Source organism: Cellulomonas phragmiteti (assembly GCF_016862775.1).
GTDB classification, from domain to species: Bacteria; Actinomycetota; Actinomycetes; order Actinomycetales; family Cellulomonadaceae; genus Cellulomonas; species Cellulomonas phragmiteti.
Genome location: NZ_BONP01000016.1, coordinates 38,238 through 63,059, shown reverse-complemented (window position 1 = coordinate 63,059; position 24,822 = coordinate 38,238). Strand labels below are relative to the sequence as shown.

The following is a 24,822-nucleotide window of genomic DNA, read 5'->3' as shown; positions in this document are numbered from 1 at the left end:
CGGCGTCAGGGCGCCACGCCGGCGTCGTCGAACGCCGCGCGCAGCCGGGCGCGGGCACGGGACAGCGCGGCGTCCGCGCCGCCCCGGCCGATCCCCAGAGCCGCCGCGAGCCCCTCGCCCGCCAGGCCCTCCCACGCGTGCAGGAGCAGGACCTCGCGGTCGCGGGCCGACAGGCCGGCCAGCACCGTGCGCACCGTCTCGTCGCGCACCGCCCGCAGCGCCGGGTCGTCGGCGTCGGTCTCCTCCGGCACGTCGGCCACCGGCACGGGCCGGCTCTTGCGGCGGTGGTTCGCGACCACGTAGCCCGCCGTGCGGTACAGCCACGGCAGCTCGGCGCCCGCGGGCACGTCGTCGCGGCGCCGCCACGCGACGGTCAGGACGTCGGCGGTGAGGTCCTCGGCGTCGTCGCGCGCGACGCGCCGCACGACGTAGCGGTGCACGGCCGTCGCGTGCTCGCGGACCAGGTGCTCGAACCAGGCGGCGCCGCGCGCCGCACCGGCCTCCCCGCGCGGCGCGTCGCGGGCGTCGTCGTCGGTGGGGCCACCGACGACGCGCAGGTCGGGGTCGACGGGCGTGTCGTGCTCAGGGTGCGCGGGCACTGCGGCTCCCGGGTCGGGCGTGCGGGCGGACGGACGTGCGGGCGGGGCGGTACGAGCACCGCCCTCACCCTCCCGGTGTCGCGTGCCGCCCGGATCTTGCACGTCGCGTCACACCCGTCCCCGCCGCCCCCGGACGTCACCCCGGCGGGCGCGCCGGTGTCAGAGCCCGTCGGCGACGACCGCCGTCGCCCGCAGCCACGCGTCGCGCGTCGCCGGGCGCAGCGCGGCGTGGTCGATGGGGCCACCCGTGACCAGCGCCTTGTCGTGCGGGACCTCGATCACGGCGCGCGTCAGCGCACCGAAGTGCGAGCGCAGCCGCTGCCGCAGGTCCTTGTCGACCTTGGGCTCCGGGAACGACAGGATCGTCACCGCCTGGCGCACCAGCTCGTCCTGCCCCGTCGCGCGCAGCGCGTCCAGCGCCCACGCGGCGGACTGCGCGGTGTCCTCGCGCAGCGTCGAGACGACGACGAGCTGGTCGGCGGACTCCACCGCGGCCTGCCAGTTCGAGGCGCGCATGTTGTTGCCCGTGTCCACGACGAGCACGCGGTAGAACTGCGACAGCACGTCGTGCAGCGACCGGTACGAGGCCGCGTCGACGCTCTCGATCGACGCCGCGTTCTCGTCCGACGCGAGCACGTCGAACTGCTCGTCCTGCTGCGTGCGGACGAACGCGTCGAGGTCACCGATGCGCAGCGTGCCCCGCTGCGTCAGGTCCGGCAGCGCGTGCAGCAGGTCGACGGCGGTCCGGGTGTGGTCCCCGTGCGACGAGCGCCAGCCCAGCGTGCCGCGCGTCTCGTTGTTGTCCCACGCGAGGGTGTAGCCACCGCGGGCCAGGCCGAACGTCGAGGCCAGCAGCATGGTCGCGGTCGTCTTGTGCGCCCCGCCCTTGGGGTTGACGACGACCACGGTGCGCGGGCCGTCGAACGTGCGGCGGATCGCGTCGACCTGCGAGCGACGCGCGCGCTCGGCCGCGCCGGGGCGCGGCTTGACGGCGCCGAGGGTCAGGCGACGGACCGTGCGCTGCCAGCCCTGCTCCGCAGGCCCCTCGTGGGCCGGGTGCCGGGCGGCCAGCAGGTCGTCGAGCGTCGGCAGCGACGCGGTGTCCGACGCGCGACGCTCCGCACGCGTCTCACCCCGGGCCTCGCCGCGCGACTGCGCCGTGGGCGCCTCGGCCACGGGTGCCGCGGCGGCCGGCTCCGCGGCGGGCGCGGCTGTCGCCACCGGCACCTCGCCCGACGGCACCGGCGTCCCGGCACCCGCGGCCGGGGGCACGGCCGGGGTCGCGCCCGACGGCACGACCGGCGTCGGGGTGGAGAGCGCGTCGTCCGGCGACCACGCGGCCTCCACGGCCGGCACGGGCGCGCTCGGCGGCGCGAGGTCCGTCTCCTCGGCCTCGTCGACGCGGCCGTCGGGGTGGATCAGCAGGGCCCACAGCCCGTCGGGGTCGCGCACCTCGACGGGCAGCGCGCGTCCCGCGTCCGACGCGAGCGCGGCGATGCGCGCGGTGATCGCGGCCCCCGCCTGGGCGAGGTCGGCCATCGCGATGGTCTCGCGCACGCCGTCGACCGTGATCTCACCCGTGCCGTCCTCGCGGACCTCCGCGGTGATCTGCGGCAGGTGCGCCGCCGGTGCGTCGGGGCCCGCCGCGACCTGCGCGACCGCCCCCGTCGTCGCCGCGACCGCACCCGTCGTGGTGCTCGGCTCCGTGGCCACGTTGCCGCCCTTGCGCGTCATCTCTGCTCCCTACGTCCTGCCCGGCACGCGACCACCGTCACCGGCACCCCGCAGGCGCGAGCACGCCACATCCTGGACGAACGTATCGCCAGACCTGCAAGTGCGCACAACGGACGCGGCGAGCGGTGCGCCATTCCTCGCCCGCCGCACCCCTTCCCCCCGGGGTGGCGGGGGGTGTGGAATGTGGGTGTCTGTCCCTCTCCACATCCCGCCGGTGGGGCACCGGCTGCGCGGGAGGCACGGACCAGGGGGACGTCGATGTCCATCGGTCGCCGTGGTGACGGGTCCGTCGCCGCACGTGGTCCGGGCGCACGGCTGCGTGGAGCCGTGCGCCGGCTCCGGCGCGGCCCGGCGGCCCGGTGGACGGGTGTCGCGACGGCGTCGGCGGTCGCCGTGCCGCTCGTCCTCGTGGCCCTGCTGGCCGAGGGGCACGCCGTGCGCGAGCTGGCGCAGTCCGGCGCCGGTGCGTGGGTCGCGTCGCCCCGGCAGGGGCTCGTGTCGCTGGTGGACGGCCCGTCCGAGGTGGTCGCGGCCGCCCTGCGCGTCCCGGCGGCGCCGACGCTCGACGTGGAGCAGGCCGGGTCGTCGGCGTACGTCGTCGACGACGCGGCCGGGACGGTGGCCCGCATCGACGGTGCGACGTACGAGGTCACGGCACCCATCGCGTTCGGGACACCCGGGGGGTCGCTGTCGGTGCTGCCGGGCACCGACGACGTGTACGTGCTCGACGCCACGCGCCGCATCGCCACGGTCGTGGACCCCCGGACGCTCGGCACGACGACGGAGGTGTCGCTCGGGGCGCAGCCCGGGCCGGGCCAGGCGGTCGTCGACGACGACGGGCGGCTGTGGGTCGTCGACGCCGGCGGGGGCGGGCTGACGTGGTTCGACGGCACGCACCACGTCGACCGCGAGGCGGCCGACGCCGACGACCGCCTCCTGCTGGTCCGTGGCCGGCCCGTGCTCGTGGACCCGACCGCGGGGACGGTCGCACCGCTGCGCGACTCCGGCGCGGTCGGGCGGCGCTCCTGCCTCGAGGTGCGCGCCGGGGACGCGGCGCAGCTGCTGGGCTCGGGCGACCGCGACGAGGTGTACGCCGCCATCGCCGGGACGGGCACGCTCGTCGTCGCCGCCGTCGGCCGGGACGACTGCGGGCGGGTGGTCCCCGTCGAGGACCCCGGGACGCCCGTGGACTTCGGCCCGCTCGCCCAGAGCGGCCGCTACGTCTTCGTCCCCAACCAGCTCACCGGGCAGGTCGTCGTCGTCGACGTCCGCGACGACGAGGTCGTGGGGCGTCTCGACCTCACCCCCGCGGGCAACCGGCTGCAGCTGCTCGCCAAGGACGGCGTGGTCTTCTACAACGACCTCGACGGGCACGACGTCGGCGTCCTGCGGTTCGACGGCAGGGCGTGGGTCGCGGGCGACGCGCTGAGCAAGTACGACCCCGGCGACGGGGCACCGGTCGCCGAGGTGGTCCCCGACCCGCCGGACGCGCCCGCCACGGTCCCGGACGTCACGGCCGAGGCCCCGCCGGCGGACCCACCGGCGGACCCCGGGGCGCCTCCGGCGGGACCGGCGGCACCGCCCACCGCACCACCGCGCGCACCGCCCGCAGCGCCACCGGCCGCGCCGCCCGCGGCACCACCGGGATCGGGCACCGGCGCACCCCCCACCGCCCCCGGGCCCGGGACGCCCGGCGCCACCCCGTCCGGGCCGGTGACCGTCACCGCCGACGTCGTCGGTGCCGGACGCGTCACGAGCGCGCCGCCCGGGATCGACTGCCCGGGGACCTGCGCGGCCACCTTCGCCCCCGGCACGTCGGTCACGCTCACCGCCGCACCCGCCGGGCCCGAGCCGCAGCTCTCCTGGTCCGGGGCGTGCGCGGCCACGCCCGTCGGTGCACCGTGCGCCCTGACCGTCACCGGCCCCACGACCGCGGGCGCCGCCTTCGGCTCGCCGCACGACCGCGTGCCCGTCGTCGTCACGGTCGTCGGGGGCGGGCGCGTCGAGAGCGACCCGCCCGGCCTGGCGTGCGACGCCGCGTCCAGCCCGTGCAGCGGCAGCTTCGACCTCGGCGCGACCGTGCTGCTGCGCGGCCTGGCCGACGCGGGGTCCGACGCGGTGGCGTGGTCGGGCGACTGCACCGGCCGCGGGGACTGCACGCTCGAGGTGGGTGCGGGCCGCTCGGCGACCGCGCGGTTCGTGCCGCTGCGGCTCGTCACGGTCGAGACGCCGGCGGGCGGACGGGTCACCGGCTCCGGCATCGACTGCCCCGGCGACTGCACCGAGACCCTGCCCGAGGGCACGGTCCTGACGCTCACCGCGCGGGCGCGCGAGGACCACCGCTTCACCGCGTGGGCCCGGGACTGCTCGGGCGCCGCGGCGACCTGCACGCTGACCGTCGGCGCCGACCGGACCGTGGGGACGACGTTCACGCCCTACCCCATCGGCATGTTCACCGGCACGTGGCAGGACGTGCGCGGCACCACCATGCGGATGGTGGCCGTCGCGGCGGACGCCTCGTCCGGCACCTTCGAGTACTGGGGCGACTGCGTGCCGACGGGCTGCTACTGGGGTGCCTCGCCCGGCACCGTCGTCGCGGGGCAGGTCTTCGCCGAGTGGAACCACCCCGACGTCGCGCGGCGCTACGTGACGTTCAGCCGCGACGGGGACCAGCTGCGGGCGCAGGTCCTGTCCGACTACCACGACGACCGGCCGACGCGCGTCGACACCTACGTCTTCACGCGCGTGCCGTGAGCCGCGGGGCCGGCCACGGGTGCGGCCGTCGCGCTCAGACGTCCGTGTCGACCTCGAACCAGACGGTCGTCCCGCCGTCGGGCAGGCGCGCGGACCCCCACGACGTCGACAGCGCGTCGACGAGGGCCATGCCGCGCCCGCTCGCCGCGGTGGGCTCGAGGCTGCGCACCTGCGGCTGACCGCCCCCGCGGTCCGTCACGGCGACCCGCACCACGTACCCGTCGACACGGACGGCCACCCGCACCGGCTCGCCCGCCGGGCCGTGCACGACCGCGTTGGAGACGAGCTCGCCCGCCAGCAGCTCGATGACCTGGTTGGACGCACCGCCGACGCCGGCCGCGGCGACCGCCCGCATCACCCAGTGCCGGGCCTGGCGCGGTGCGCTGCGCTCGGCGGTCAGGACGACCTCCTCGTCCAGCAGGGGCGGAGGTGCCCCACGTCGGCTGCGAAGGTCCCTGACGTCTCCCACGGTCACCAGGGTGCACGACGTGGGCCCGTCCTGCCGCTCGGACCACGACCCGGACGCCCGACCGGGTCGCCCGGCCGGGTCGCCCGGTGCGGCCCTCAGGGGGCCCGCGGCGGGGCGATCCACCCCTGCGGCGGCATGCAGAACCACAGCACCGCGTAGATGAGCAGCGAGCTGCCGCCCATCACCAGCAGCAGCACCAGCAGGAGCCGGACGATCCACGCGTCGATCCCCAGCCGCGCCGCCACGCCCGCGCACACACCGGCCAGCCAGCGTCCCGTCTGCGGCCGTGACAGCCCTGCTCGTGCGAACGTCTCGCGTACCTGGTCCATGCGTCCTCCGTGCTCGTCGGTGCGTCCAGTCTGGGCGTCCGCGACGGCCGGCGCCTCCGGGTCGGTCCCCCATCCGACCCTGATCCGTACCCCGGGACCGGACCGCCTGAGGTGCCTCAGACCCGGGGTGCACCGCACGTCGGGGCGGTCGACCGATGTGGCGGGCCCCGCCTCAGCAGCACCGTGGAGGACGTGCCGGGGACAGGTCCGCGTCGGCACGACGTCCGCACCGGACCGCAGGAGGAGGACGACATGGGACTGGAGCTGTGGGGACCGGCGCTCGACGCCGAGCTCGCGTACCGCCGCGAGTCCGTGGCCGACGAGGTGCGCCGGGGCCGGGTGCCGGCGATCCGGCGTGCCCGACGTCGGTGGTGGCTGCTTGGATCGGGGATGTGGCACACGGCCCGATGAGCACACCGTTCGTCGCACGCGCGGAGCAGGTCGCCCGGTTGCGGCAGGCGCTGGACGGCGCGCGCGCCGGCGCGCCCTCGCTCGTCCTGCTGGGCGCGGACGCGGGCGTCGGCAAGACGCGCCTGCTGCGGCACGTCGGCCAGACGGTCGCCGCCGAGGGCGCGCGCGTCGTCACCGGGCACTGCGTCGACCTGGGCGAGATCGGGCTGCCGTACCTGCCGTTCTCCGAGGTGCTGGGCGCGCTGCGGGCGCTCGACCCCGACGCCGTGGCGGGCGTCGTCGCGGCGCGTCCCGCGCTGGGCCGGCTGCTCGGTGCCGGCGCGTCCGGTGCGGAGATCGCGCCGCCGGTGTCCGACGCGGACGAGCGGCGCGAGCTGTTCGAGGGCGTCGTCGAGGTGCTCACGGCCTGCGCGTCGGCCGACCGTCCGCTGCTCCTGGTCCTGGAGGACCTGCACTGGGCCGACGCGTCCAGCCGGGACCTGCTGCGGTTCGTCGTGTCGCGGCTCGCGGCGCAGCCGCTGGTCGTCGTCGCGACGTACCGCACGGACGACCTGCACCGCCGGCACCCCTGGCGGCCCGTGGCCGCCGAGCTCGCGCGGCACCCGCGCAGCACGCACCTGCCGCTCGCGCCGTTCCGGGGGGACGAGCTGCGGGAGTTCGCCACCGCCGTCGCGGGACGCCCGCTGCCCGAGGCGCTGCTGCACCGCGTGCGGGAGCGCGCGGAGGGCAACGCCTACTTCACCGAGGAGCTCATCGAGGCCGGCGCGGGCACCGACGCGCTGCCCTGGTCCCTCGCCGACGTGCTGCGCACGCGCGTCGAGCGCCTCGACGCCGCGACGGTGCGGCTCGTGCAGCTCGCGTCCGTGGCGGGCCGCCGGGTGGCCGAGCCGCTGCTGCGGGCCGCGGCGCAGGCGGACCCCGCGACCGGGCCGGCGCCCGTCGACGCGGCCCTGCGCGAGGCGGTGACCCAGCACGTGCTCGTCGTCGAGGACGACCACATCGCGTTCCGCCACGCGCTGCTCGCCGAGGCCGTGTACGCCGACCTGCTGCCCGGCGAGGCCGCCGCGGCCCACCGCGCGTTCCTCGTCGCGCTGGGCACCGCGACGGGACCGGGGGTCGCCGCGCAGCGCGCCACGCACGCGCTGCGCGTCCCCGACCTGCCGGTGGCCCTGACCGCATCGTGGGAGGCCGCCCGGCAGGCCCACCAGGTGCTGGCGCCCGCGGAGGAGCTGCGGCACCTCGAGGTGGTCCTGCGCCTGTGGGACGCCGTCCCGGACGTCGCGGCGACCCTGCCCGACCCGCACGCCGCCGTGCTGCGGCTCGCCGCCGGTGCCGCGAGCCGCGCCGGGGAGTCGGAGCGGGCCGTGCAGCTCGCGCGGGCGTCGCTCGCGGCCGCGGGCGACGACCCGGTCGCGCGCGCCGGCGCCCGCGTCGTCGTCGCGCGGCACCTGCTGTCCGTCGAGGACTGCGACGGCGCGCTCACCGAGGCGGCGACGGCGCTGGACGCGCTGCCCGAGGGCCCGTCCCCGGAGCGGGCGTGGGCGCTGGCGACGTACGCGCGCGCAGCGCTCAACCTGGGTCGCGAGGACGAGGCCGAGGAGGTGGCGACGCGCGCCGCGCAGGTCGCGCGCGAGGTCGGCGCCTCGGCGGCGGAGTCCGACGCCCTCACGACGACGGCGGTCGCGGAGCGCCGCGACCACGAGCGCTCGACCCGGCTGCTCACCGAGGCCCTGGCGCGCGCCACCCCGACCGACGACCACGCGATCGAGCTGCGGATCCGCTTCAACCTCACGACCACCGCCTACTACGCGGGCGACCTGGCCCGGGCGGCGGCCGAGGCGGCGGCGGGCAGCCGGCGCGCGCAGGAGCTCGGCATGATGTGGGCGTCGCACGGCGTCGACCTGCGCATGCTCGACGCGCTGGTCCGGTTCGTGCGCGGCGACCTGTCCGCGACCCCGGCCCCGGACGCCGAGGACGCCCCCGGCTACGCGCGGGCGCTCGTCGCGGCGGCCGACCTGTACGCGGCCACCGCCCGCGGGGACACCGACGTGGTCGAGCGCGCCGCCGCGCTCGAGGCGTGGTGGTCGCGCGACGCGCTGGTCGCACTCGCCGCCGGCGGCAACGCGGTCGACGCGCTGACCTGGCAGGGCCGGGCGACCGCCGCCCGCGCGCAGGCGGACCGCGTCGACGCGCACCTGCGCACGCTGTGGTCGCCGGAGTACCTCGGCGGGATCTGGCTGACCGCGCTCGCGCTGGCCGCCCTCGCCGACGAGGCCGCGGCGCGCAGGTCCGCCGGCGACGACGTCACGGACCTGCTCGACCAGGCCGACGCCCGGCTCGCGCGCGTCGAGCACACCGCGGAGCACGGCCGGCCGCGCGGCGGGCGCCTGGGGCCCGAGGGGCGCGCGTGGCTCGCGCGCGCCCGCGCCGAGCACGCCCGCGCGCACGGCTCCGCCGCACCGGACCTCTGGCGGGCCGCCGTGGCGGAGCTCGCGTACGGGCACCGGTACGAGACGGCGCGCACCCGGTGGCGGCTCGCGGAGGCGCTGCTGGCCGCGGGTGACCGTGCGGGGGCGGGCGACGAGGCGCGGGCCGCGCTCGGCGAGGCGCGCGCGATGGGCGCCACGCCGTTGGTGGACGCCGTCGAGGACCTGCTGCGGCGGGCCCGGCTGGGAGCCGGCCCCGCGTCCGGGGCGCCGGGCGCCACGGTGCTCACGGCCCGCGAGGCCGAGGTGCTCGCCCTCGTCGCGCAGGGGCTGTCCAACCGGCAGGTCGGCGAGCGGCTGTTCATCTCGGGCAAGACCGTGTCCGTGCACGTCTCGAACCTGCTGGCCAAGCTGGGGGCGTCGGGGCGGACCGAGGCCGTGACGATCGCGCACGAGCGCGGGCTGCTGGGCCGCGGCCCCCTGGGCGAGGAGCGCGTGTCGGCCCCCGGCCCTACCGTGTGAGCCATGGCACAGACCTCGGCGGTGGAGCTGGACGTGGCCGGCCGCACCGTGCGCGTGAGCAGCCCCGACCGCGTCGTGTTCCCCGAGCGCGGGCTGACCAAGCTCGACGTCGTCGAGTACTTCGTCGCCGTGGGCGACGGGATCCTGGGGGCGCTGCTGCACCGGCCCACCACGCTCGAGCGCTGGCCCAAGGGCGTGTTCGACGGCGCCCGGATGTCGACGCGCCAGGACTCCTCGGGCGATGCGTTCTACCAGAAGCGCGTGCCGCAGGGCGCGCCGGGGTACGTCGAGACGGCGCGCATCGCGTTCCCGTCGGGCCGTACGGCCGACGAGGTCGCGCCGACCGAGCTCGCCGTCGTCGCGTGGGCCGCCAACCTCGGCACGCTGACGTTCCACCCCTGGCCCGTCGTCCGCGACGACGTCGAGCGGCCCGACCAGGTGCGCATCGACCTCGACCCGCAGCCGGGCACCGACTTCGCCGACGCCGCGCGGGTCGCGCCGCGGGTGCGTGAGCTGCTCGCCGAGCACGGGCTCGAGGGCTACCCCAAGACGTCGGGCGGGCGAGGGCTGCACGTCTTCGTGCCCATCGAGCCGCAGTGGTCGTTCACCGACGCCCGCCGGGCCACGATCGCGTTCGGTCGCGAGCTCGAGCGACGGATGCCGGACGAGGTCACCATGAAGTGGTGGAAGGAGGAGCGCGGCGCCAAGATCTTCGTCGACTACAACCAGATGGCGCGTGACCGCACGATCGCCTCGGCCTACTCGATCCGGTCCAACCCGCGCGCCACGGTCTCCGCGCCCCTGACGTGGGACGAGGTGCCCGACGTCCACCCCGACGACTTCGACGTCCTGACGGTGCCCGCGCGGGTCGCCGCCGTCGGCGACCTGCACGCCCCGCTCGTCGCGCACGCCGCGCCCCGCTACCGCCTGGACTCGCTGCTGGAGCTGGCCGACCGGCAGGAGCGCGACGAGGGCCACGGGGACCTGCCCTACCCGCCCGAGTACCCGAAGATGCCGGGCGAGCCCAAGCGGGTGCAGCCGAGCAAGGACCGCGACCGACCCCGATGACGCGGCGCGCGACCTGCGTCCCGGGGCGCCGGCAGTGACCGGGACCGTCGGCTACCGCTCCGCCGCCGGCCGGTGGGTGCTGCTCGCGACGGTGCTCGGGTCGGCGCTCGCGTTCATCGACGCGACGGTCGTCACGATCGCGCTGCCGCGCATCGCCGAGGACCTGGGTGCCACGACCGCCGACCTGCAGTGGACCGTCAACGGCTACGCGTTGACGCTCGCGGCCTTCCTGCTGCTCGGCGGCGCGCTCGGCGACCGGTTCGGGCGGCGGCGCGTGTTCCTCGTCGGCGTCGTGTGGTTCGCGCTCGCCTCGGTGGGCTGCGCGCTGGCGCCGGACGTCGGCACGCTCGTGGCCGCCCGGGTGCTGCAGGGCGTCGGCGGGGCGCTGCTGACCCCCGGGTCGCTGGCGATCCTGCAGTCGACGTTCGTCGGTGAGGACCGCGGCCGGGCCATCGGCGCGTGGTCGGGGCTGGGCGGCATCGCGGGCGCCGCGGCACCGTTCCTCGGGGGCTGGATCGTGCAGGTGGCCGACTGGCGGTGGGTGTTCGGCATCAACGTGCCCCTCGCCGCGCTCGTCGTCGCGGTCGCGCTGCGGCACGTGCCGGAGTCCGCCGACCCGGGGGCGCAGACCCGGGTCGACGTCGCCGGGACCGTGCTCGGGGCGCTCGGCCTGGCCGGGCTGACGTACGGGTTCACGGTCTGGACGGCGCCCGGGGCCGCGCGGTCGGTCGTCGGGGGCGCGCTGCTCGCCGGGGTCGTCGCGCTGGTGGCGTTCGTCCGCGTCGAGGCCCGCGCCCGCGCGCCGCTCGTCCCGCCGCACCTGTTCCGGTGGCGGCCGTTCGCCGGCGTCAACCTCGCCACGTTCCTCGTGTACGCCGCGCTGTCCGGGGTGGGGTTCTTCCTCGTCGTGACCCTGCAGGTGGTGTCCGGGTACTCGCCCCTGGCCGCCGGCCTCGCGCCCCTGCCCACGACGCTGCTGCTGCTGGCCCTGTCGCCCCGCGCCGGCGCGCTCGGCGTGCGCATCGGCCCCCGCGTGCCCATGACGGTGGGGCCGCTGGTGGTCGCGGTCGGCACCGCGCTGCTCGCCGGCGTCGGACCGGACGCCCCGTACGTCACGCACGTGCTGCCGGGCGTGACGCTGCAGGGGCTCGGTCTGGTCCTGACGGTCGCGCCGCTGACCACGACCGCGCTCGCGGCGGCGCCCGACCGGCTCGCGGGCGTGGCCAGCGGGGTCAACAACGCCGTCGCGCGCATCGGCAGCCTGCTGGCGGTCGCCGTCCTGCCGCTCGTCGCGGGCGTCGGGGCCTCGCTGACGGACCCCGCCCGGCTGGCCCCCGCCCACCGCACGGCCATGCTCGTGTGCGCGGGCCTGCTCACCGCCGGTGCCGCGGTCGCGTGGGCCACCGTGCCCACCGGCGCCGCCGCGGTGCGCCCGCCGGACCGTCCCACGCCCCGCGGCAGCGCCGGCTGACGTCAGCCCCGGTACTCGTAGTGCCAGTACTCCGGGTTCGAGCCGTTCTGCCGCGCCCACGTGGGCGACACCCACCCGTACGCCGGGCCGTGCGCCACGAGCCAGGCCCGCGCCGCGGAGTCCCAGCCGTACGCGCACGGCAGCTCCGGGGTGTCCAGCGCCAGGCCCGTCCCGTGCGACGACGTGCCGGGCACCGCCGCCACCGAGCCCAGCGCCGCGCGCATCGCCACCTGCGTGTCGAGGTCGCGGTAGGTCAGGTCCAGCGCGAGGTCGTGCCCGAGGGCCGCGCGGAACGCCACGTTCAGCCGCTCGAGCGCCGCCGCCGCGTCCGCGCGCAGGTAGAACGGCGTGCCGCGGGAGTCCCGGGTCCACGAGACCGCGGTCAGCGCCGACGCCGGCAGCCGCCCGTTCGAGCCGTCGCCGCCCTCGGTCGGCGCGGACGTGTAGAACGCCGGCCCGCTGTACGTGGTGGCGCAACGGTCCGGCGTCGCCGCCGGGGCGGACGCCCGCGGGCGCGGCGCGGACGCGGCCCGCTGCGCGGCCTGCGCGGCCTGCGCGGCCTGCGCCGCGGCGGCCACGCGGGACTGCTCGGCGGACACGGCGGCGTGGACCGCCTGCTCCGCCGCCGACACCGCCGCCGCCAGCTGCCGCGCCAGCGCCGGCGACGCCGTCGGCGCCGAGACGTGCGCCGACTCCAGCTGCTCCGCGAGCGCGGCGCGCGGGCCGTCGTCCGCGCCCACCTGACCGTCGGACGCGGTCAGCGTCTCCCGGCCCTGCGCGACCGCCGCCTCGAGCGCGGCGCGTGCGTCGGTGAGCAGACCCGCCGCACCCGCGGTGCCGGACGCCGCCACGGCGGCGGCCCGCACTGCGGAGTCGTCGTGCACGACCGCGAGCGCGCCGTCGACCCGCGACCGGGCCGCCTCGCGCGCGTCCTGCGCCGCGCGGCGCTCGCCGGCGGTCCACGTCTGGACCCCGATCCCGACGCCGAGGGCGAGCGAGACCGCGGTGACGCTCGCGACGGCGACACGACGCACGACGACCTCCCCCGGGGACGGACGACCACGCTAACCCGGGGGCGCGCGCGGACGTCACACGTCCGGGGGCTCAAGGCGTGCACCGTCGACGCCGATGACCCGGGCATGGACAGCCTCTCGCCCGCACTCGCGGCGAGGTCCGCCGTTCCCGCCGCCGCTCCGGTGCTCGCGCGCCCGCTCTCGCCCGGCGAGTCCGCGCACCTCGACCGCCTGCGCGACTGGCTGCGGGGCGACGGCACCGACGGGAGTGACACCGCGGCGCTCGACGCCCGCTGGGACCGCCTGCTCGCGACGCACCCGCCGCACGTCCCGGCGCCCGCGGGTGTCGCCGCGGCCATCGGCATCGCGGTCGGCGACCTGCTCGTCGCGTCGGTGACCGACGCCGTGTGGATGATGTGCCCCGGCCCCGAGGGCGCGACCCCCGGCGTGCTGGTGCTCGACCGTCCGCACATGCCCGTGCTGCCCGTGCTCGACGCGCACGCCCGCTGGCGGGTGCGGTCGGCCGGGTGGACGGTCGACTACGTGGCGCGCGCCGCCGCGCACCTGCAGCAGGGCCACCAGCCGCGGGTCCCGACCCCGCACCCTTCCCCCGACGCCGGCCCGTCCCGGGTCGCGGTCGAGGACGTCGCGGTCCACGAGATCGCGGTCCCGGAGGCCCCGGTCGACGAGGTCGCGGTCGCGGAGGTCCCGGTCGACGAGGCCGCGGTCGCGGAGGTCGACGTCCCGGCGCCCGACGACGCCCCCGCGCCGAGCGCCGCGTGGGTGCCGACCCTGGTCGCGGACGCCGGCAAGGACCCCGAGCCCGCCGCCTGGACCCCGACCTTCGTCGAGGACACCGCCGACGCCGGGCCCGAGCAGCAGGACGTCGGTGCCACGGACCCCGAGCCGGCCGCCTGGACCCCGACCCTCGTCGAGGACGTGCCCGAGCCCGCGGCCTGGGCCCCCACGTTCGTCGAGGACACCGCCGGACCCGACCACGGGCACCAGGAGCCCGAGGCCGTCGCACCCGTCGAGGCCGCCTGGACCCCGACCTTCGTCGAGGACACCGCCGAGCCGCAGCCCGAGCCGGCGGCGTGGACCCCGACGTTCGTGGTGGACGCCCCCGAGCACGTCGCCGAGGACGCCCCCGAGCCCGTCGCCGACCAGGCGGAGCCCGCCGCCTGGGGCCCGACGCCGGCCGACACCTTCCCCACGCCCGGGCGTGGCATGCCGGTGACGCCCGAGCAGCCGCTCACGCCGGAGGACCTGCCGCACCGGCCGTCGGAGCGGGTCCAGGACCTCGCCCTGCGCGCGCTCGAGCTCGCCCTGGACCGGGCCGTGGCCGACGTCGCGGGCTGCGCACCGTTCGTGCTGGTCCGCGAGGAGTACGACGTCGAGGTGCTCGACTTCCCGTTCTCCGACGCGGGCGTCGCCCAGGCGCGCGAGGCCGCACGGTCCGGCGGGTACGCCGCGGCCGCCGTCGCCTGGACGAGCCCGGCCGACGCCTCGCGCCCGTACCCGCGGGTCGTGGTGGACGCGTCCGCACCCGGCCGCCCCGGCATCCGAGTCGCGCACTCCTTCGCGCACGACGAGCACGGCAGCCGCGAGATCGGCGGGCCGCAGGTCGTCGGGCAGTCCGCACCGGTCCTCTAGGAGCCCTGACGCGCGCGACCGCGCCGGTCGGGCGGACCGGCGTCAGACGACCGGCGCGTCCTCGATCACGGGGCCGGGCTTGACCTTGCCGTGGCGTACCTCCGCGCCGGCCATGATGGTGACGATCCGCACGTCGAGCACCGGGCCACCGCCCACGGGCGGCTCGGTCCTGTCCTCCCAGCCGCCGAGCAGGGGCAGGCCGGACGTGCGGACCTCCCACGTGCGGGGGACCTTGATCTCGACACCGCCCCAGAACGTGAAGACGTCGATGCGGGCGGACCCCTCGATGTCGGCGTCGCGCAGGTCCAGCTCGACGCCGCCCATGATCGCCGTGAGGCTCGCGGACCGGAACTGCCGCGTCCGCGTGCGGCGCTCGGTGCCCCACCAGAACGCGATCGCCGTGAGGCGGTCCTGCTCCTCGCTGCGCGACGACGCCCCGAACGTGATGCCCAGGCCGATGAGGATCACGGCGACGGGCCACAGGTAGTCCCCGACGCTGACGTCCAGCACGTCGAGCCGGTCGAGCAGCAGCACGAGCCCGGCCGCCGTGATCACCACGGGGCCGAACCACGCGCGCGGCACCAGCAGCAACGAGGTCAGGCCCACGAGGACGACCAGCAGCGGCCACAGCGTGCCGACCAGCGTCCCGAGGTCCACGTCGACGACGCCGGTGCGCTCGAGCAGCAGCACCACCCCGGCGAGCACCACGAGCACCCCGACGAGCACCTGACCGAGCGAGCGACGCGCCTCCATGGGGTCAACCTAGCGGCAGCCCGGTCCGGGGTCCCGGACCGGGCCGCGCGTCAGGAGACGGAGGCCGTCGCCGGGTGGTCGGGGCACGCCGCCGTCGTCCGGACGCACTGCGGGCACGGCTCGCAGTCCGCGCTGCCCTCGACCTTGTCGAACCACGGGAGGTTCCGGCCCGCCGGGCAGTCGTCGTCCTCGTGGTAGACGTGCGCCGCGGTGCTGCGGGCGGAGTGGTACGGACGGACTCGCATGTCGGCCTCCTTGCCGAGACGCCATGCCCCGAGCACGGGGCCGTGAACGCAGGCTAGGAGGGTCGCGGCCGCAGAACCAGGGACCTCGGTCCGTGGACCGGCGCCCGTGGGGAGGGCATGCTGCCGCGCCGCGGATCCCGCGTCGCCCTCTCAGGCGGGCACGTCGACCTCCACGCGGACGACGTCACCCGTCCGCCGGAAGATCCGCCGGCTCACGTCGGCGTCCAGCGCCCCCGCGACGCCGCGGACGTGCGTGCCGTCGGCGAGGTGCGCGACGACCGTCGGCGTGGCGCCGGACCCGGCGACGCGCCGGTACACGACCGGCACCTGGCAGAAGGTGAACGCGAGCGCGCCGGCGGGCAGGTCGACGCCTCGCTCGCGGCCCGCGAGGTCCCGGTACGTGAACGTCGTCGGGGTCGTCGTCCACTCCTCGGCGCGCAGCAGGACGGGCCGCACGACGACGCGTCCGTCCTCGACCCGCAGCCCCAGCTCGCCGAGCCGGGCGAGGACCTCCTCCTTGACCTGGCCGGTCATGCCGGGCTGGCGCGCGCCCTTGCCGGCCGGGGTGTGCGAGTACGGGTCGACGGGGAAGGCGCCGTACACCTCGGGGGTCTTGCAGTAGCCGAGGCCGCGCCGGACGTCCTCGTAGGCGTCGGCGAGGCCCGCCACGACCTCCGCGTCGGCACCCTCGACGACGGCGCGCTCGTGGTTCTCCTGCACGGCGAGCAGCAGCTTGGACACCATGTGCCAGTAGATGCTGCCGAGCCCCTCGTACGCGAAGAACGACCCCGACCGGCCGGTGAACTCGGCGTGCCGGAACACCTGCTCGAAGACGTCGAGGACGGCGTCGCGGCCGTCGGCGACCTGCTGCGCGGTGACCCCGGGCACGCGCCCGGGCAGGGCGTCGAGCGCGGCGGCGAGGTCGCGCGCGTTGTGCAGACCGGGCGCGAACCGGTGGTCGCCGCGCACGTCGCGCAGCACGACCGAGGTGTCACCGGCCGTGACGAGCGCGGCCAGCAGCGGCGCGGCCGCGACCTGGTCGGCGGTGACGAGGTTGCGCTCGAGGAACGTCGGCAGGTCGCGGTCGGGGTAGAGCTGGTAGGAGTGCTGGTCGGGCCGGTACAGCGCGCTGCGCCGCAGCGCACGGACGAGCTCGAGCGCCTCCCCCGGGGTCAGCAGGCCGGACGACAGGACGGCGACCTGGCCCTCGAGCATCTCCTGCAACCGCCCGACGGTCGCACCGGCGCGCAGGTCCAGCAGGTTGTAGGCGTGGAACAGCCCGTCGGGCCGGCGGTTGGCGCGCAGCGCCGCGTCGACGTACGTCCGGGCGTCGGCGAGGAACGCCTGCACCGTGGCCGACGGCACGCCCGTGCGCTCACCGCTGAAGCCGGCGTACACCCGTGCGCGGTAGGCGGTGCCCGCCGCCCCGAGGGCGTCCATGACCGCCCGGCGCCCCGCGCTGTCGAACCCGGTGGCGGCCTGCTCCACGTGCGCGGCCAGGGCCGCGTGCACGTCCGTCAGCAGCCCGGCGAGCTCGCGGGTCACCGTCAGGTCGTCGGCCAGCAGGTCGCGCGCCAGGCTCAGGGCACGGCGCAGGTGGGCGAGCGTGACGACCGACAGGCCCTTGCCGACCAGCGCGTTGTTGGCGTCGTTCCACTCGGGGCGCTGGGTGTTCATCCAGATGCCGCCGTCGGGGACGAGGTTGACGACCTTCGCCAGGATGAGGAGCAGCAGCTTCTCGCCCAGCGAGACCCGCACCAGGTCCCCGTCCGGCCCGTGCACCAGGCGGCCGTCGGCGCCGTGCGTCGCGACGCGTGCCGTGACGCGCTCCTCCGTCGCGGTGTCGAACGTGATGGTCGCGACGGGGTCGGCCAGGGTCTGCTCGTAGGTCGCGATGCGGTACGGCACGTCGGCGTGCGTGAAGACGGCGCGGTCCACGAGCGCCTCCAGCCGGCCGGGGTGGAAGCGCCGTGACGCCTCGAGGAGCTTGAGCAGGTAGATGACCTGGTGGTCGCTCCAGTAGCCGATGTTCGCCCACGGGTTCGACGGCTCGGGGACCTCCCAGTCGATGCCGGAGCGCGAGATCCGGTAGGGGTTGTACCCGTCGGCGGTCGTCGCGTCGAGGAACACCGCGACCATCGACTCGACGTACTCGGGGAACGACCAGGCCAGCGCCTCCCAGTTCTGGAAGATGTCGCGCCAGTTGCCCTGGAAGTCCACGCGCGTCTGCCCGCGGGCGTCCGTCAGGGCGATCGAGAACTTGTTCCACGGGCGGCTCGGGTCGCCGTGCCGGCGGCTGAACGTCAGCGGCAGGTACTCCCGCACGAGCCGCAGCAGGTCGGGGTCGCCGGACGCGTCGGCCCGCTCCACGAGGTCGTCGACCTGCTCGGTCGCGGCGAGCGCGTCGAACCACGCGCCGCTGCGCCCGGCGGTGCGCGGGCTGCGCTGGGCGACGAACGCGCGCAGGTCGGACGTGCGGACCGTGTACCCGTCGGCGGGCACCCCGCCGCGCATGACGTTGAAGAGCACGTTGGCGCGGTGGTGGGCGGACGCCAGCTCGTCGCCGGTGACCTGCGCGGCGTCGGCGGTGCCGACGAGGTGGTCGAGGTGCGCGCGGGTGCCCTCGACGTCCGCCGCGAGCGCCGCGGCGGCCGCGGCGGGGTCCGCGAGCTCGGTCTGCAGGCGCACGACGTCGGCGGCACTCTGGTCGACGTCGGCGACGACGCTCCAGCGCCGCCGCTCCCCCGGTGCGAGCGTGAGGCGCGCGCGGACCAGGTACGCGCCCTTCTCGCCCCGGACCTCGCGCTCGGCGGCGACGGGTGCGCCGGTCGCGAAGGCCCCGACCTGGCGCGTGGACAGCAGGTGGTCGACGTCGGCGAGGCCGACCTGCCAGGCGACGGTCGTCGCGAGCGACTCGCTCGGGTCGGCCTTGTCGGTGAGCGTCGAGTTCAGGTAGACGAGCCCGAGCCCGGTCGCCGCGTCGACCTCGGCGCGCTTGTACGCGTCGAGCAGGCTGCTGAGCTCGCCCTGGGTCTGCACGGTGACGCCCGCGGGCAGCAGGTCGACGAACCCGTCCAGCACCTCGGTGCGGACCGTCGCGTCGCTCGTGGAGGTGAGCTCGACCTCGCGCACGACGCCGTAGCGGGCGGCGGTGCCCCACGTGACGCGCACGCGCAGGCCCAGGTCGGGGCGGGTCTCCTCGAAGACGAGGGTGGTGCCGAGCGGGTCCTTGAGCAGGTGGCGCACGGCGTCCGGGTCCCCGGGCCGGCGCGGGGCGAACGGCTGCCAGACGACCGTGCCGGTGGCCGTGCCGACCCGCAGGAGCGTGAGCCCGCCGGTGCGTCCCGCGCCGGCGGTGACCTTGTCCTCGGTGGCGTAGGGGAACAGTGCGCGGTCGGCCTGCTCGCGGCCGGCGGTGACGCCGCCGGTGCTGGAGATGAAGACCCACAGGTCGCTCGCGCCGACGAGCGTCATGAAGAACGGCGGCAGGTCGTCGAAGGACGTGATGCGGTAGAAGCGCCGCCCGTCGAGGTCGACGAGCCCGGACGCGGGAGCGTCGACCTCTGCCCCCTCGTCCGTCGGTGTGAGCGTGGAGGTCTGCGACGCCATGGCCGATGTCCTTCGTCCCTGCGCGCCGGGACCCGTCCCCGGGACCGCGTCGGTGCGGTCGTGGGCGCGCCTCCGTACAGTGACACGTGTCACCGCGCGAGTGCAAGCACCCCCACCGCACCGCCGTCCCGGGACGACGAAGGCCCCGCCCCAGCGAAATCGCTGGTCACGGGGCCTTGGTCACCGAGCCGCCTTGGGGAATCGAACCCCAGACCTTCTCATTACGAGTGAGACGCTCTGCCGACTGAGCTAAGGCGGCATCGCCGTCCGGGCGCGGAGAACCGCAGTCGATCGGCGAGCGCGCCCACTGTACCCGGCCTGCGCCCCCAGTCCAAAGTCAGCAGGTCGTCCCGTCGGCGGGCGCCTCACCGGTCAGGAGGTACGCGTCCACCGCGTCCTTCACGCACTGGTTCGACCGCCCGTACGCGGTGTGCCCCTCGCCCTCGAACGTGAGCAGCACGGCCGACGACAGCAGGTCCGCCAGCGACTGCGCCCAGGCGTACGGCGTCGCCGGGTCGTTGGTCGTGCCGATGACGAGGATCGGCGCCGCACCCGGCGCCTCGTACGACGCCAGCGACCCGACCTGGGGCACCGGCCACTGCGCGCACGACGCGCCGCCGTACGCGAAGAACTGGCCGACCGTCGGTGCGACCGCCACGATCTCCGCGGCGTCGGCGCGCATCTGCGCCGGGTCCGCCGACGGGCGGTCGTCCAGGCACAGGACCGCCGAGAACGCCTCGTTCTGGTTCGACGCGTACGTGCCGTCCGGCGAGCGGCCGTAGTAGCTGTCGGCCAGCTGCAGCAGGACCGAGCCGTCCGCCGCGTCGATGGCCTTGCTCAGCGCCTGCGTGAGCAGCGGCCAGCTCGACTGCGCGTACAGGGCCGCCGCGACGCCGCTGAAGGCGAGGGACGACGTGAGCTCGCGCTCCGTGCCCGTCGGCAGCGGGTTGGCGCGCACCCGCTCGAACATCCGCGCGATCTGGGTGAGCCCCGCGTCCGCGCTCCCGGTGAGCGGGCACGCCGGCCCGGCCTGGCAGTCCGTCACGTACGCCCGCAGCGCGCTCTCGAAGCCCGCCGCCTGCCCGGCCGCCACCTGCCCGGAGTCGAGCGTCGGGTCGAGGGCCCCGTCGAGGACCAGCCGCCCGACGCGCTCGGGGAACAGCGCCGCGTACGTCGCGCCGAGCTCCGTGCCGTACGAGAAGCCGAGGTACGTCAGCGCCTCGTCACCGAGCACCGCGCGCAGCACGTCCATGTCCCGGGCGACGCTCGCGGTGTCGACGTGCCCGAGCAGCGGGCCGGTGCGCTCCAGGCAGGCCCGGCCGAACTCCCCGTTGCGCGCGGCCGCCGCGGCGATGCCCTCGTCGGTCGACCAGTCGGGGACCCACGCGGCGAGCTCGTCGAGCTCCGGCGGGTCCACGCACGTCACGGGCGACGAGTGCTGCACGCCTCGCGGGTCGAAGGCGACGAGGTCGTACGACGCCAGCACCTCGCGCGAGACGATCTGCCGGAAGTAGTTGAGGGAGTCGATCGCGGACCGGCCCGGTCCCCCGGGGTTGACGAGCAGCGACCCCACCGGCGCCCCGCCGGACGCGGGGACGCGCCGCAGGGCGACCGTGATCGACTCCCCCTCGGGGTCGTCCCAGTCGAGCGGGACCGTCGCGTCGGCGCACTGCTCGCTGGCGCACGTCGTCCACTCGAGGACCTGGTCGTAGAACGGGGCGAGCACGGGGTCGGCCGTCCCGGACGTCGCCGCGTCCGAGGTCGGCGACGAGGCCTGGTGCTTCGGGGCGACGCACCCGGCCAGCCCGAGCACGACGAGGACGACGAGCGCGCACCGGCGCAGGGCGGGACGCGTCGGCATGCGTCTACGGTAGTCGCCCGCACCGGCTGGTCCGGGCACGGCCGCGCCGCGCGGCACGGCCTGCACGCGTCAGCCCTGCGGCCGCAGCGCGATCGCCATCGCCTCGACCGCCAGCAGCGGCGCGACGTTGCCCGCGAGCCGCGTGCGCGCCTGCCCGACCGCGTCCATGCGCCGCAGCGTCTGCTCCGGGGTGCTGCCCGCGGCGAGCTCCCGCACGGCGTCCTCCTGCTCGACGTTGACCAGGTCGACGCCCGCACCGAGCTGCACGACGAGCACGTCGCGGTACAGCGACAGCAGGTCCACCATCGCGCGGTCGAGCACGTCGCGCTGGGCCCGCGTGGCCCGGCGCTTCTGCTCCTCCTCGAGCTGGCGCACCTGGGCGCGCAGCGACGGCGGCAGCGTGTGCGCGCCGTCGGCGCCCATGCCGCGCAGCAGCTCGTTGCGCTCGGCCGCGTCCCGCTCCTCCGTGGCCGCCTTCGCGTCCGCCTGGGCGGTCTCGACGAGCTCGCCGGCCGCGAGGACCGCGTCCCCCACACCCCGCACCCGCGACGCGATCGACAGCACCGCCGCGCGCCGCTCGCGCGCCTGCGGGTCCCGCGCCAGCCGCCGGGCGATGCCGATGTGGCTCTGTGCGGCGCGTGCCGCGACGTACGCCGTGCGCGGGTCCGCGCCGTCGCGACGCACCAGCAGGTCGACGACCGCGTCGACGGGCGGCACACGCAGGCCGACCGACCGGCTGCGGGACCGGATGGTGACGAGCACGTCCTCCGGGCTCGGCGCGCACAGCAGCCACACCGTGCGCGGCGGCGGTTCCTCGACGGCCTTGAGCAGCACGTTCGCGCTCTGGTCGTTGAACCGGTCCGCGTCCTCGACGACGATGACCCGCCAGCGACCCTGCGAGGGCGAGCGCTGCGCGAGCTCGACCAGCGGGCGCGTCGTGTCCACGCGGATGAAGACGCCCTCGGTCGCGACCGACGTGACGTCCGGGTGCGCGCCGGACAGCACGGTCGTGCACGCGTGGCACGTCCCGCACCCGCCGGCCTCGCACTGCAGCGCCGCGGCGAACGCGCGCGCGGCGTTGGACCGGCCCGACCCCGGGGGGCCGGTGAGCAGCCACGCGTGCGTCATCGCCGACGGGTCCTCGACCGCGCGGCGCAGCACCGCGACGGCCGGCTCCTGCCCGACGAGGTCGTCCCAGACGCTCACGCCGCGCCGCCGACCGACGCAGCCGCACCGGCCGCCACGAGCAGCGGCGCGAGCCGCGCCCGGACCTGCGCCGCGACGTCCTCGGCGGGCTGCGAGGCGTCGAGCACGAGCCAGCGGCCGGGGTCGGCGGCCGCCCGCGCGAGGAATGCCTGCCGGGTGCGCCGGTGGAAGTCGTCGCCCGCGGACTCCAGCCGGTCGGGGTCGCCCGTCAGGCGCCCCAGGCCCACCGCCGGGTCCAGGTCCAGCAGGACCGTCACGTGCGGCAGCAGCCCCTGCACGGCCCACAGCGACAGGCGCTCGACCTCGTCGGCCCCCAGCCCCCGCCCCGTGCCCTGGTAGGCCACGGACGAGTCGAGGTAGCGGTCCGTCAGCACGACCGCGCCGCGTGCCAGCGCCGGACGCACGAGCGACGCGACGTGGTGCGCCCGGTCCGCGGCGTACAGCAGCGCCTCGGTCCGGGGGTCGAGGTCCTCGCCGTGCAGGATCGCGCGGCGCAGCTCCAGCCCCAGCGGCGTCCCGCCCGGCTCGCGCGTCACGACGACCTCGCGGCCCAGGGACGCCAGGTGGTGCCCCAGCAGCGCGACCTGCGTCGACTTGCCGACGCCGTCCCCGCCCTCGAACGACACGAACACCCCGGCCGGCGCCGGACCGGCGGGGACCCCGTCGACCTGCACGTCGGTGATGGCGGCGGGGTCGGTGCTCACGGCGTCAGGCTAGCCGCCACCGCCCACACGCCGGCACGCGGCGTCAGGCAGGCTGCTCGCCCGGGTACACCACGCCGACCTGCCGGCGGACCTCGTCCAGGGTCGCCATGACGTCGAGCGTGCCCTGCCACGTCATCAGCGGGCTCTCGGTCTGGCCCTCGGCGACGCGGCGCGCGACCTCCGCCGCCTCGTACTGCAGGCCGCGGGCCGCGGGCAGCTCGAACGTCCACTGCCGGCCGTCGCGCCGGGCGAGGCGGAACGCCGTGGGTGCGTAGAACGGCCCGGCGACGCGGATGTAGCCCTCGGTGCCGGAGATCGACGACGTCGTGGGCGTCTTGGACCACAGCGTGGTGTTCAGCGTGGCCTGCGTCCCGTTGCCGTAGTCGAGGATCATCGAGACCTGGCCGTCGACGCCCGTCTCGGTGAGCTGCCCGAAGGCGTGGACGCCCTGCGGCACACCGAGGAAGTCGTGCGCCCAGGACACCGGGTAGACGCCCAGGTCCAGCAACGCGCCGCCCGCGAGCGCCGGGTCGTACAGCCGGCTCGCCGGGTCGAACGTGAAGTGCTGGCCGTGGTCGGCCCGGATGTTGACGATCTCCCCGATCTCGCCGGAGTCGATCACCTGGTGCAGCGCGGCGACGTGCGGCAGGAACCGCGTCCACATCGCCTCCATGACGAAGACGCCGGCGGCGCGGGCGGCGTCGAACACCTCGCGCGCCTCGGCGGTGTTGCGCGTGAACGCCTTCTCGACGAGGACGTGCTTGCCGGCCTTGATCGCCAGCAGCGCGTGCTCGCGGTGCTCCGAGTGCGGGGTCGCGACGTAGACGGCGTCGACCTGCGGGTCCTCGACCAGGTCGCGGTAGCCGACGTGCGTCGTCGGGATGCCGTGCGCGGTGGCGAACCGCTCCGCGCGGTCGCGGTGGCGCGAGCCGACGGCCACCAGCTGCGCGCGCGTGAACTCCCGCACGGAGTTCGCGAACTGGCTGGCGATGCCGCCGGCGCCGATGATGCCCCAGCGGATCGGCGGGGCGGTACGGGGGTCCTCGGTGCGAGCCATGGCGCCAACCTAGCGTCCGGCGGCGGCACCCGGCAGCCCGGGTCAGCCCGTCGGCTGCTCCAGCGCGTCCACGAACGCCCGCAGCGTCGTCTCGGCGCTGCCCGCCGCCGCACCCGGCTCGTCACCTGCGACCTGCACGCGGACCACCAGGGGCCCCCGGACCGCCCACAGGTACCCGTAGGACACGGGCGCCGAGGACGCAGAACCGTCCCGCGCGAAGCCGGCCTCGTCCCGGCTGAGCACGGTGGCGGCCCAGTCCGGCACGTCGAGGCCGGACACGGCCGCGCCGCTGACCACGCGCCGCGGCTGGTAGTAGCCGCCCTCGAGCTCGGCGGCGGGGATCTCCTGGTCGGTGGCCCACTCCTCCGGGTCGGCGACGTGCCGCGCGTAGGTCGCCGCCGCGGCCTCGGCGTCCGCCAGCTCGTACACCTCGACCACGCGCGCCGCACCGCCGGGCGTGGGGAGCACCACGTCGGCCCCCGGACCGTGGGCGAACCCCGTGAGGCTGGCCGCGCGCAGCGCCTCCACGCCCTCGATCCCGCACGACGGCGGCGTCGGGCTCGGGGCGGCGGCCGCCTCCTCGTCGGTCGCGGCGCCGCGCTCGGCGGCGAGCTCGGCGGCGAGCCGCTCGAGGTGCTCCTGCTCCTGCGGCGAGCCCGGCTCGTACTCCTCGCAGGGGCGCACCTCGGCGGTCGGCACGAGCGCGTCGGTGAGCGCGGCGACGGCCTGCTCGAAGGTCGGGTCGGCCGGCGCGGACGGCGCCGGCGCCCCGGTGGCGGAGGGCTCGACGGGGGCGGGGTCGGGGCCGGACGTGCACCCCGTCGTCAGCAGCACCCCCACCGCCACCGCCAGCAGGCAGCCCGCTCGCCCGTACCGTGTCTCCGCTCGTCGCACCGGCCCATCGTGCCGGACGCACGCCGCACCCGGCGCCACCGCCG

The 24,822-nt window shown here is 76.8% G+C and carries 19 protein-coding genes and 1 tRNA gene; 6 read left to right on the top strand and 14 right to left on the bottom strand.

Features of this window, described 5'->3' with window-relative positions:
• Nucleotides 1-5: 5 nt before the first annotated feature.
• Together Cph01nite_RS13315 and Cph01nite_RS13310 are read right to left on the bottom strand one after the other, a co-directional pair.
• Nucleotides 6-599 (bottom strand): RNA polymerase sigma factor, encoded by a 594-nt coding sequence (locus Cph01nite_RS13315; RefSeq protein WP_373307583.1) that lies wholly within the window; start codon nucleotides 597-599, stop codon nucleotides 6-8.
• 159 nt (nucleotides 600-758) lie between these two features.
• Nucleotides 759-2,333: a MinD/ParA family ATP-binding protein gene (locus Cph01nite_RS13310; RefSeq protein WP_203674944.1), complete on the bottom strand. Its 1,575-nt coding sequence runs from the start codon at nucleotides 2,331-2,333 to the stop codon at nucleotides 759-761.
• A 258-nt stretch (nucleotides 2,334-2,591) separates the two neighbouring features.
• Here Cph01nite_RS13310 and Cph01nite_RS13305 point away from each other — a divergent pair, with 258 nt between their 5' ends.
• Nucleotides 2,592-5,087, top strand: a complete 2,496-nt coding sequence (locus Cph01nite_RS13305; protein ID WP_203674942.1) for an InlB B-repeat-containing protein — start codon at nucleotides 2,592-2,594, stop codon at nucleotides 5,085-5,087.
• A gap of 34 nt (nucleotides 5,088-5,121) precedes the next feature.
• Here the strand turns inward: Cph01nite_RS13305 and Cph01nite_RS13300 are convergent, their stop codons facing one another.
• Both Cph01nite_RS13300 and Cph01nite_RS13295 read right to left on the bottom strand, forming a co-directional pair.
• On the bottom strand, nucleotides 5,122-5,556 hold the full coding sequence (locus Cph01nite_RS13300) for an ATP-binding protein (protein ID WP_203674941.1): 435 nt from the start codon (nucleotides 5,554-5,556) through the stop codon (nucleotides 5,122-5,124).
• Between the two features lie 95 nt (nucleotides 5,557-5,651).
• Complete coding sequence (locus tag Cph01nite_RS13295; protein ID WP_203674939.1) at nucleotides 5,652-5,885, bottom strand: PspC domain-containing protein; 234 nt, start codon at nucleotides 5,883-5,885, stop codon at nucleotides 5,652-5,654.
• Nucleotides 5,886-6,137: 252 nt separating this feature from the next.
• Between Cph01nite_RS13295 and Cph01nite_RS13290 the strand changes: the two genes are divergently transcribed.
• The 4 genes from Cph01nite_RS13290 to Cph01nite_RS13275 are packed head-to-tail and all read left to right on the top strand — an operon-like array spanning nucleotide 6,138 to nucleotide 11,783.
• The gene (locus Cph01nite_RS13290; RefSeq protein ID WP_203674937.1) at nucleotides 6,138-6,296 is read left to right on the top strand and encodes a hypothetical protein; all 159 of its coding nucleotides are present in this window, start codon (nucleotides 6,138-6,140) and stop codon (nucleotides 6,294-6,296) included.
• Nucleotides 6,293-9,244 (top strand): helix-turn-helix transcriptional regulator, encoded by a 2,952-nt coding sequence (locus tag Cph01nite_RS13285; protein ID WP_203674935.1) that lies wholly within the window; start codon nucleotides 6,293-6,295, stop codon nucleotides 9,242-9,244. The genes Cph01nite_RS13290 and Cph01nite_RS13285 overlap by 4 nt, the downstream gene beginning before the upstream one ends.
• Nucleotides 9,245-9,247: 3 nt before the next feature.
• Nucleotides 9,248-10,312 (top strand): non-homologous end-joining DNA ligase, encoded by a 1,065-nt coding sequence (ligD, locus tag Cph01nite_RS13280; RefSeq protein WP_203674933.1) that lies wholly within the window; start codon nucleotides 9,248-9,250, stop codon nucleotides 10,310-10,312.
• 34 nt (nucleotides 10,313-10,346) lie between these two features.
• Entirely contained in the window at nucleotides 10,347-11,783 is a 1,437-nt protein-coding gene (locus tag Cph01nite_RS13275) for a DHA2 family efflux MFS transporter permease subunit (protein WP_239069255.1), read from the top strand.
• Nucleotides 11,784-11,785: 2 nt separating this feature from the next.
• Here the strand turns inward: Cph01nite_RS13275 and Cph01nite_RS13270 are convergent, their stop codons facing one another.
• Nucleotides 11,786-12,817, bottom strand: coding sequence for a M15 family metallopeptidase (locus Cph01nite_RS13270; protein ID WP_203674931.1), 1,032 nt, complete (start codon nucleotides 12,815-12,817; stop codon nucleotides 11,786-11,788).
• Between the two features lie 105 nt (nucleotides 12,818-12,922).
• On the opposite strand from Cph01nite_RS13270, the gene Cph01nite_RS13265 reads away from it, so the two are divergent.
• A complete protein-coding gene (locus Cph01nite_RS13265; protein ID WP_203674929.1) occupies nucleotides 12,923-14,449 on the top strand; it encodes a hypothetical protein in 1,527 nt (508 codons plus the stop codon).
• Nucleotides 14,450-14,491: 42 nt separating this feature from the next.
• On the opposite strand, the gene Cph01nite_RS13260 is transcribed toward Cph01nite_RS13265, so the two are convergent.
• From Cph01nite_RS13260 to Cph01nite_RS13220, 9 genes are all read right to left on the bottom strand, one after another.
• Nucleotides 14,492-15,202, bottom strand: a complete 711-nt coding sequence (locus tag Cph01nite_RS13260) for a LiaI-LiaF-like domain-containing protein (RefSeq protein WP_203674927.1) — start codon at nucleotides 15,200-15,202, stop codon at nucleotides 14,492-14,494.
• A 50-nt stretch (nucleotides 15,203-15,252) separates the two neighbouring features.
• A complete protein-coding gene (locus Cph01nite_RS13255) occupies nucleotides 15,253-15,447 on the bottom strand; it encodes a hypothetical protein (protein ID WP_203674925.1) in 195 nt (64 codons plus the stop codon).
• Between the two features lie 150 nt (nucleotides 15,448-15,597).
• Nucleotides 15,598-19,056 (bottom strand): 1,3-beta-D-glucan phosphorylase, GH149 family, encoded by a 3,459-nt coding sequence (locus Cph01nite_RS13250; RefSeq protein ID WP_203674923.1) that lies wholly within the window; start codon nucleotides 19,054-19,056, stop codon nucleotides 15,598-15,600.
• Between the two features lie 186 nt (nucleotides 19,057-19,242).
• Nucleotides 19,243-19,315: transfer RNA gene (locus Cph01nite_RS13245), tRNA-Thr, on the bottom strand.
• A gap of 78 nt (nucleotides 19,316-19,393) precedes the next feature.
• Entirely contained in the window at nucleotides 19,394-20,917 is a 1,524-nt protein-coding gene (locus Cph01nite_RS13240) for an alpha/beta hydrolase (protein WP_203674921.1), read from the bottom strand.
• A 69-nt stretch (nucleotides 20,918-20,986) separates the two neighbouring features.
• A complete protein-coding gene (locus Cph01nite_RS13235) occupies nucleotides 20,987-22,123 on the bottom strand; it encodes a DNA polymerase III subunit delta' (protein ID WP_203674919.1) in 1,137 nt (378 codons plus the stop codon).
• A complete protein-coding gene (tmk, locus tag Cph01nite_RS13230; RefSeq protein WP_203674982.1) occupies nucleotides 22,120-22,797 on the bottom strand; it encodes a dTMP kinase in 678 nt (225 codons plus the stop codon). The genes Cph01nite_RS13235 and tmk overlap by 4 nt, the downstream gene beginning before the upstream one ends.
• Before the next feature lie 73 nt (nucleotides 22,798-22,870).
• Nucleotides 22,871-23,884: a Gfo/Idh/MocA family protein gene (locus Cph01nite_RS13225; RefSeq protein ID WP_203674917.1), complete on the bottom strand. Its 1,014-nt coding sequence runs from the start codon at nucleotides 23,882-23,884 to the stop codon at nucleotides 22,871-22,873.
• A 42-nt stretch (nucleotides 23,885-23,926) separates the two neighbouring features.
• Nucleotides 23,927-24,778, bottom strand: coding sequence for a hypothetical protein (locus Cph01nite_RS13220; protein WP_203674915.1), 852 nt, complete (start codon nucleotides 24,776-24,778; stop codon nucleotides 23,927-23,929).
• Nucleotides 24,779-24,822 lie beyond the last annotated feature (44 nt).

What these genes read in the sequence shown, in the direction of transcription:
- Cph01nite_RS13310 (WP_203674944.1), bottom strand. Translation starts at nt 2,333, where the DNA reads ATGACGCGCAAGGGCGGCAACGTGGCCACGGAGCCGAGCACCACGACG.
- Cph01nite_RS13305 (WP_203674942.1), top strand. Translation starts at nt 2,592, where the DNA reads ATGTCCATCGGTCGCCGTGGTGACGGGTCCGTCGCCGCACGTGGTCCG.
- Cph01nite_RS13295 (WP_203674939.1), bottom strand. Translation starts at nt 5,885, where the DNA reads ATGGACCAGGTACGCGAGACGTTCGCACGAGCAGGGCTGTCACGGCCG.
- Cph01nite_RS13290 (WP_203674937.1), top strand. Translation starts at nt 6,138, where the DNA reads ATGGGACTGGAGCTGTGGGGACCGGCGCTCGACGCCGAGCTCGCGTAC.
- Cph01nite_RS13285 (WP_203674935.1), top strand. Translation starts at nt 6,293, where the DNA reads ATGAGCACACCGTTCGTCGCACGCGCGGAGCAGGTCGCCCGGTTGCGG.
- ligD (WP_203674933.1), top strand. Translation starts at nt 9,248, where the DNA reads ATGGCACAGACCTCGGCGGTGGAGCTGGACGTGGCCGGCCGCACCGTG.
- Cph01nite_RS13265 (WP_203674929.1), top strand. Translation starts at nt 12,923, where the DNA reads ATGGACAGCCTCTCGCCCGCACTCGCGGCGAGGTCCGCCGTTCCCGCC.
- Cph01nite_RS13260 (WP_203674927.1), bottom strand. Translation starts at nt 15,202, where the DNA reads ATGGAGGCGCGTCGCTCGCTCGGTCAGGTGCTCGTCGGGGTGCTCGTG.
- Cph01nite_RS13255 (WP_203674925.1), bottom strand. Translation starts at nt 15,447, where the DNA reads ATGCGAGTCCGTCCGTACCACTCCGCCCGCAGCACCGCGGCGCACGTC.
- Cph01nite_RS13250 (WP_203674923.1), bottom strand. Translation starts at nt 19,056, where the DNA reads ATGGCGTCGCAGACCTCCACGCTCACACCGACGGACGAGGGGGCAGAG.
- Cph01nite_RS13240 (WP_203674921.1), bottom strand. Translation starts at nt 20,917, where the DNA reads ATGCCGACGCGTCCCGCCCTGCGCCGGTGCGCGCTCGTCGTCCTCGTC.
- Cph01nite_RS13225 (WP_203674917.1), bottom strand. Translation starts at nt 23,884, where the DNA reads ATGGCTCGCACCGAGGACCCCCGTACCGCCCCGCCGATCCGCTGGGGC.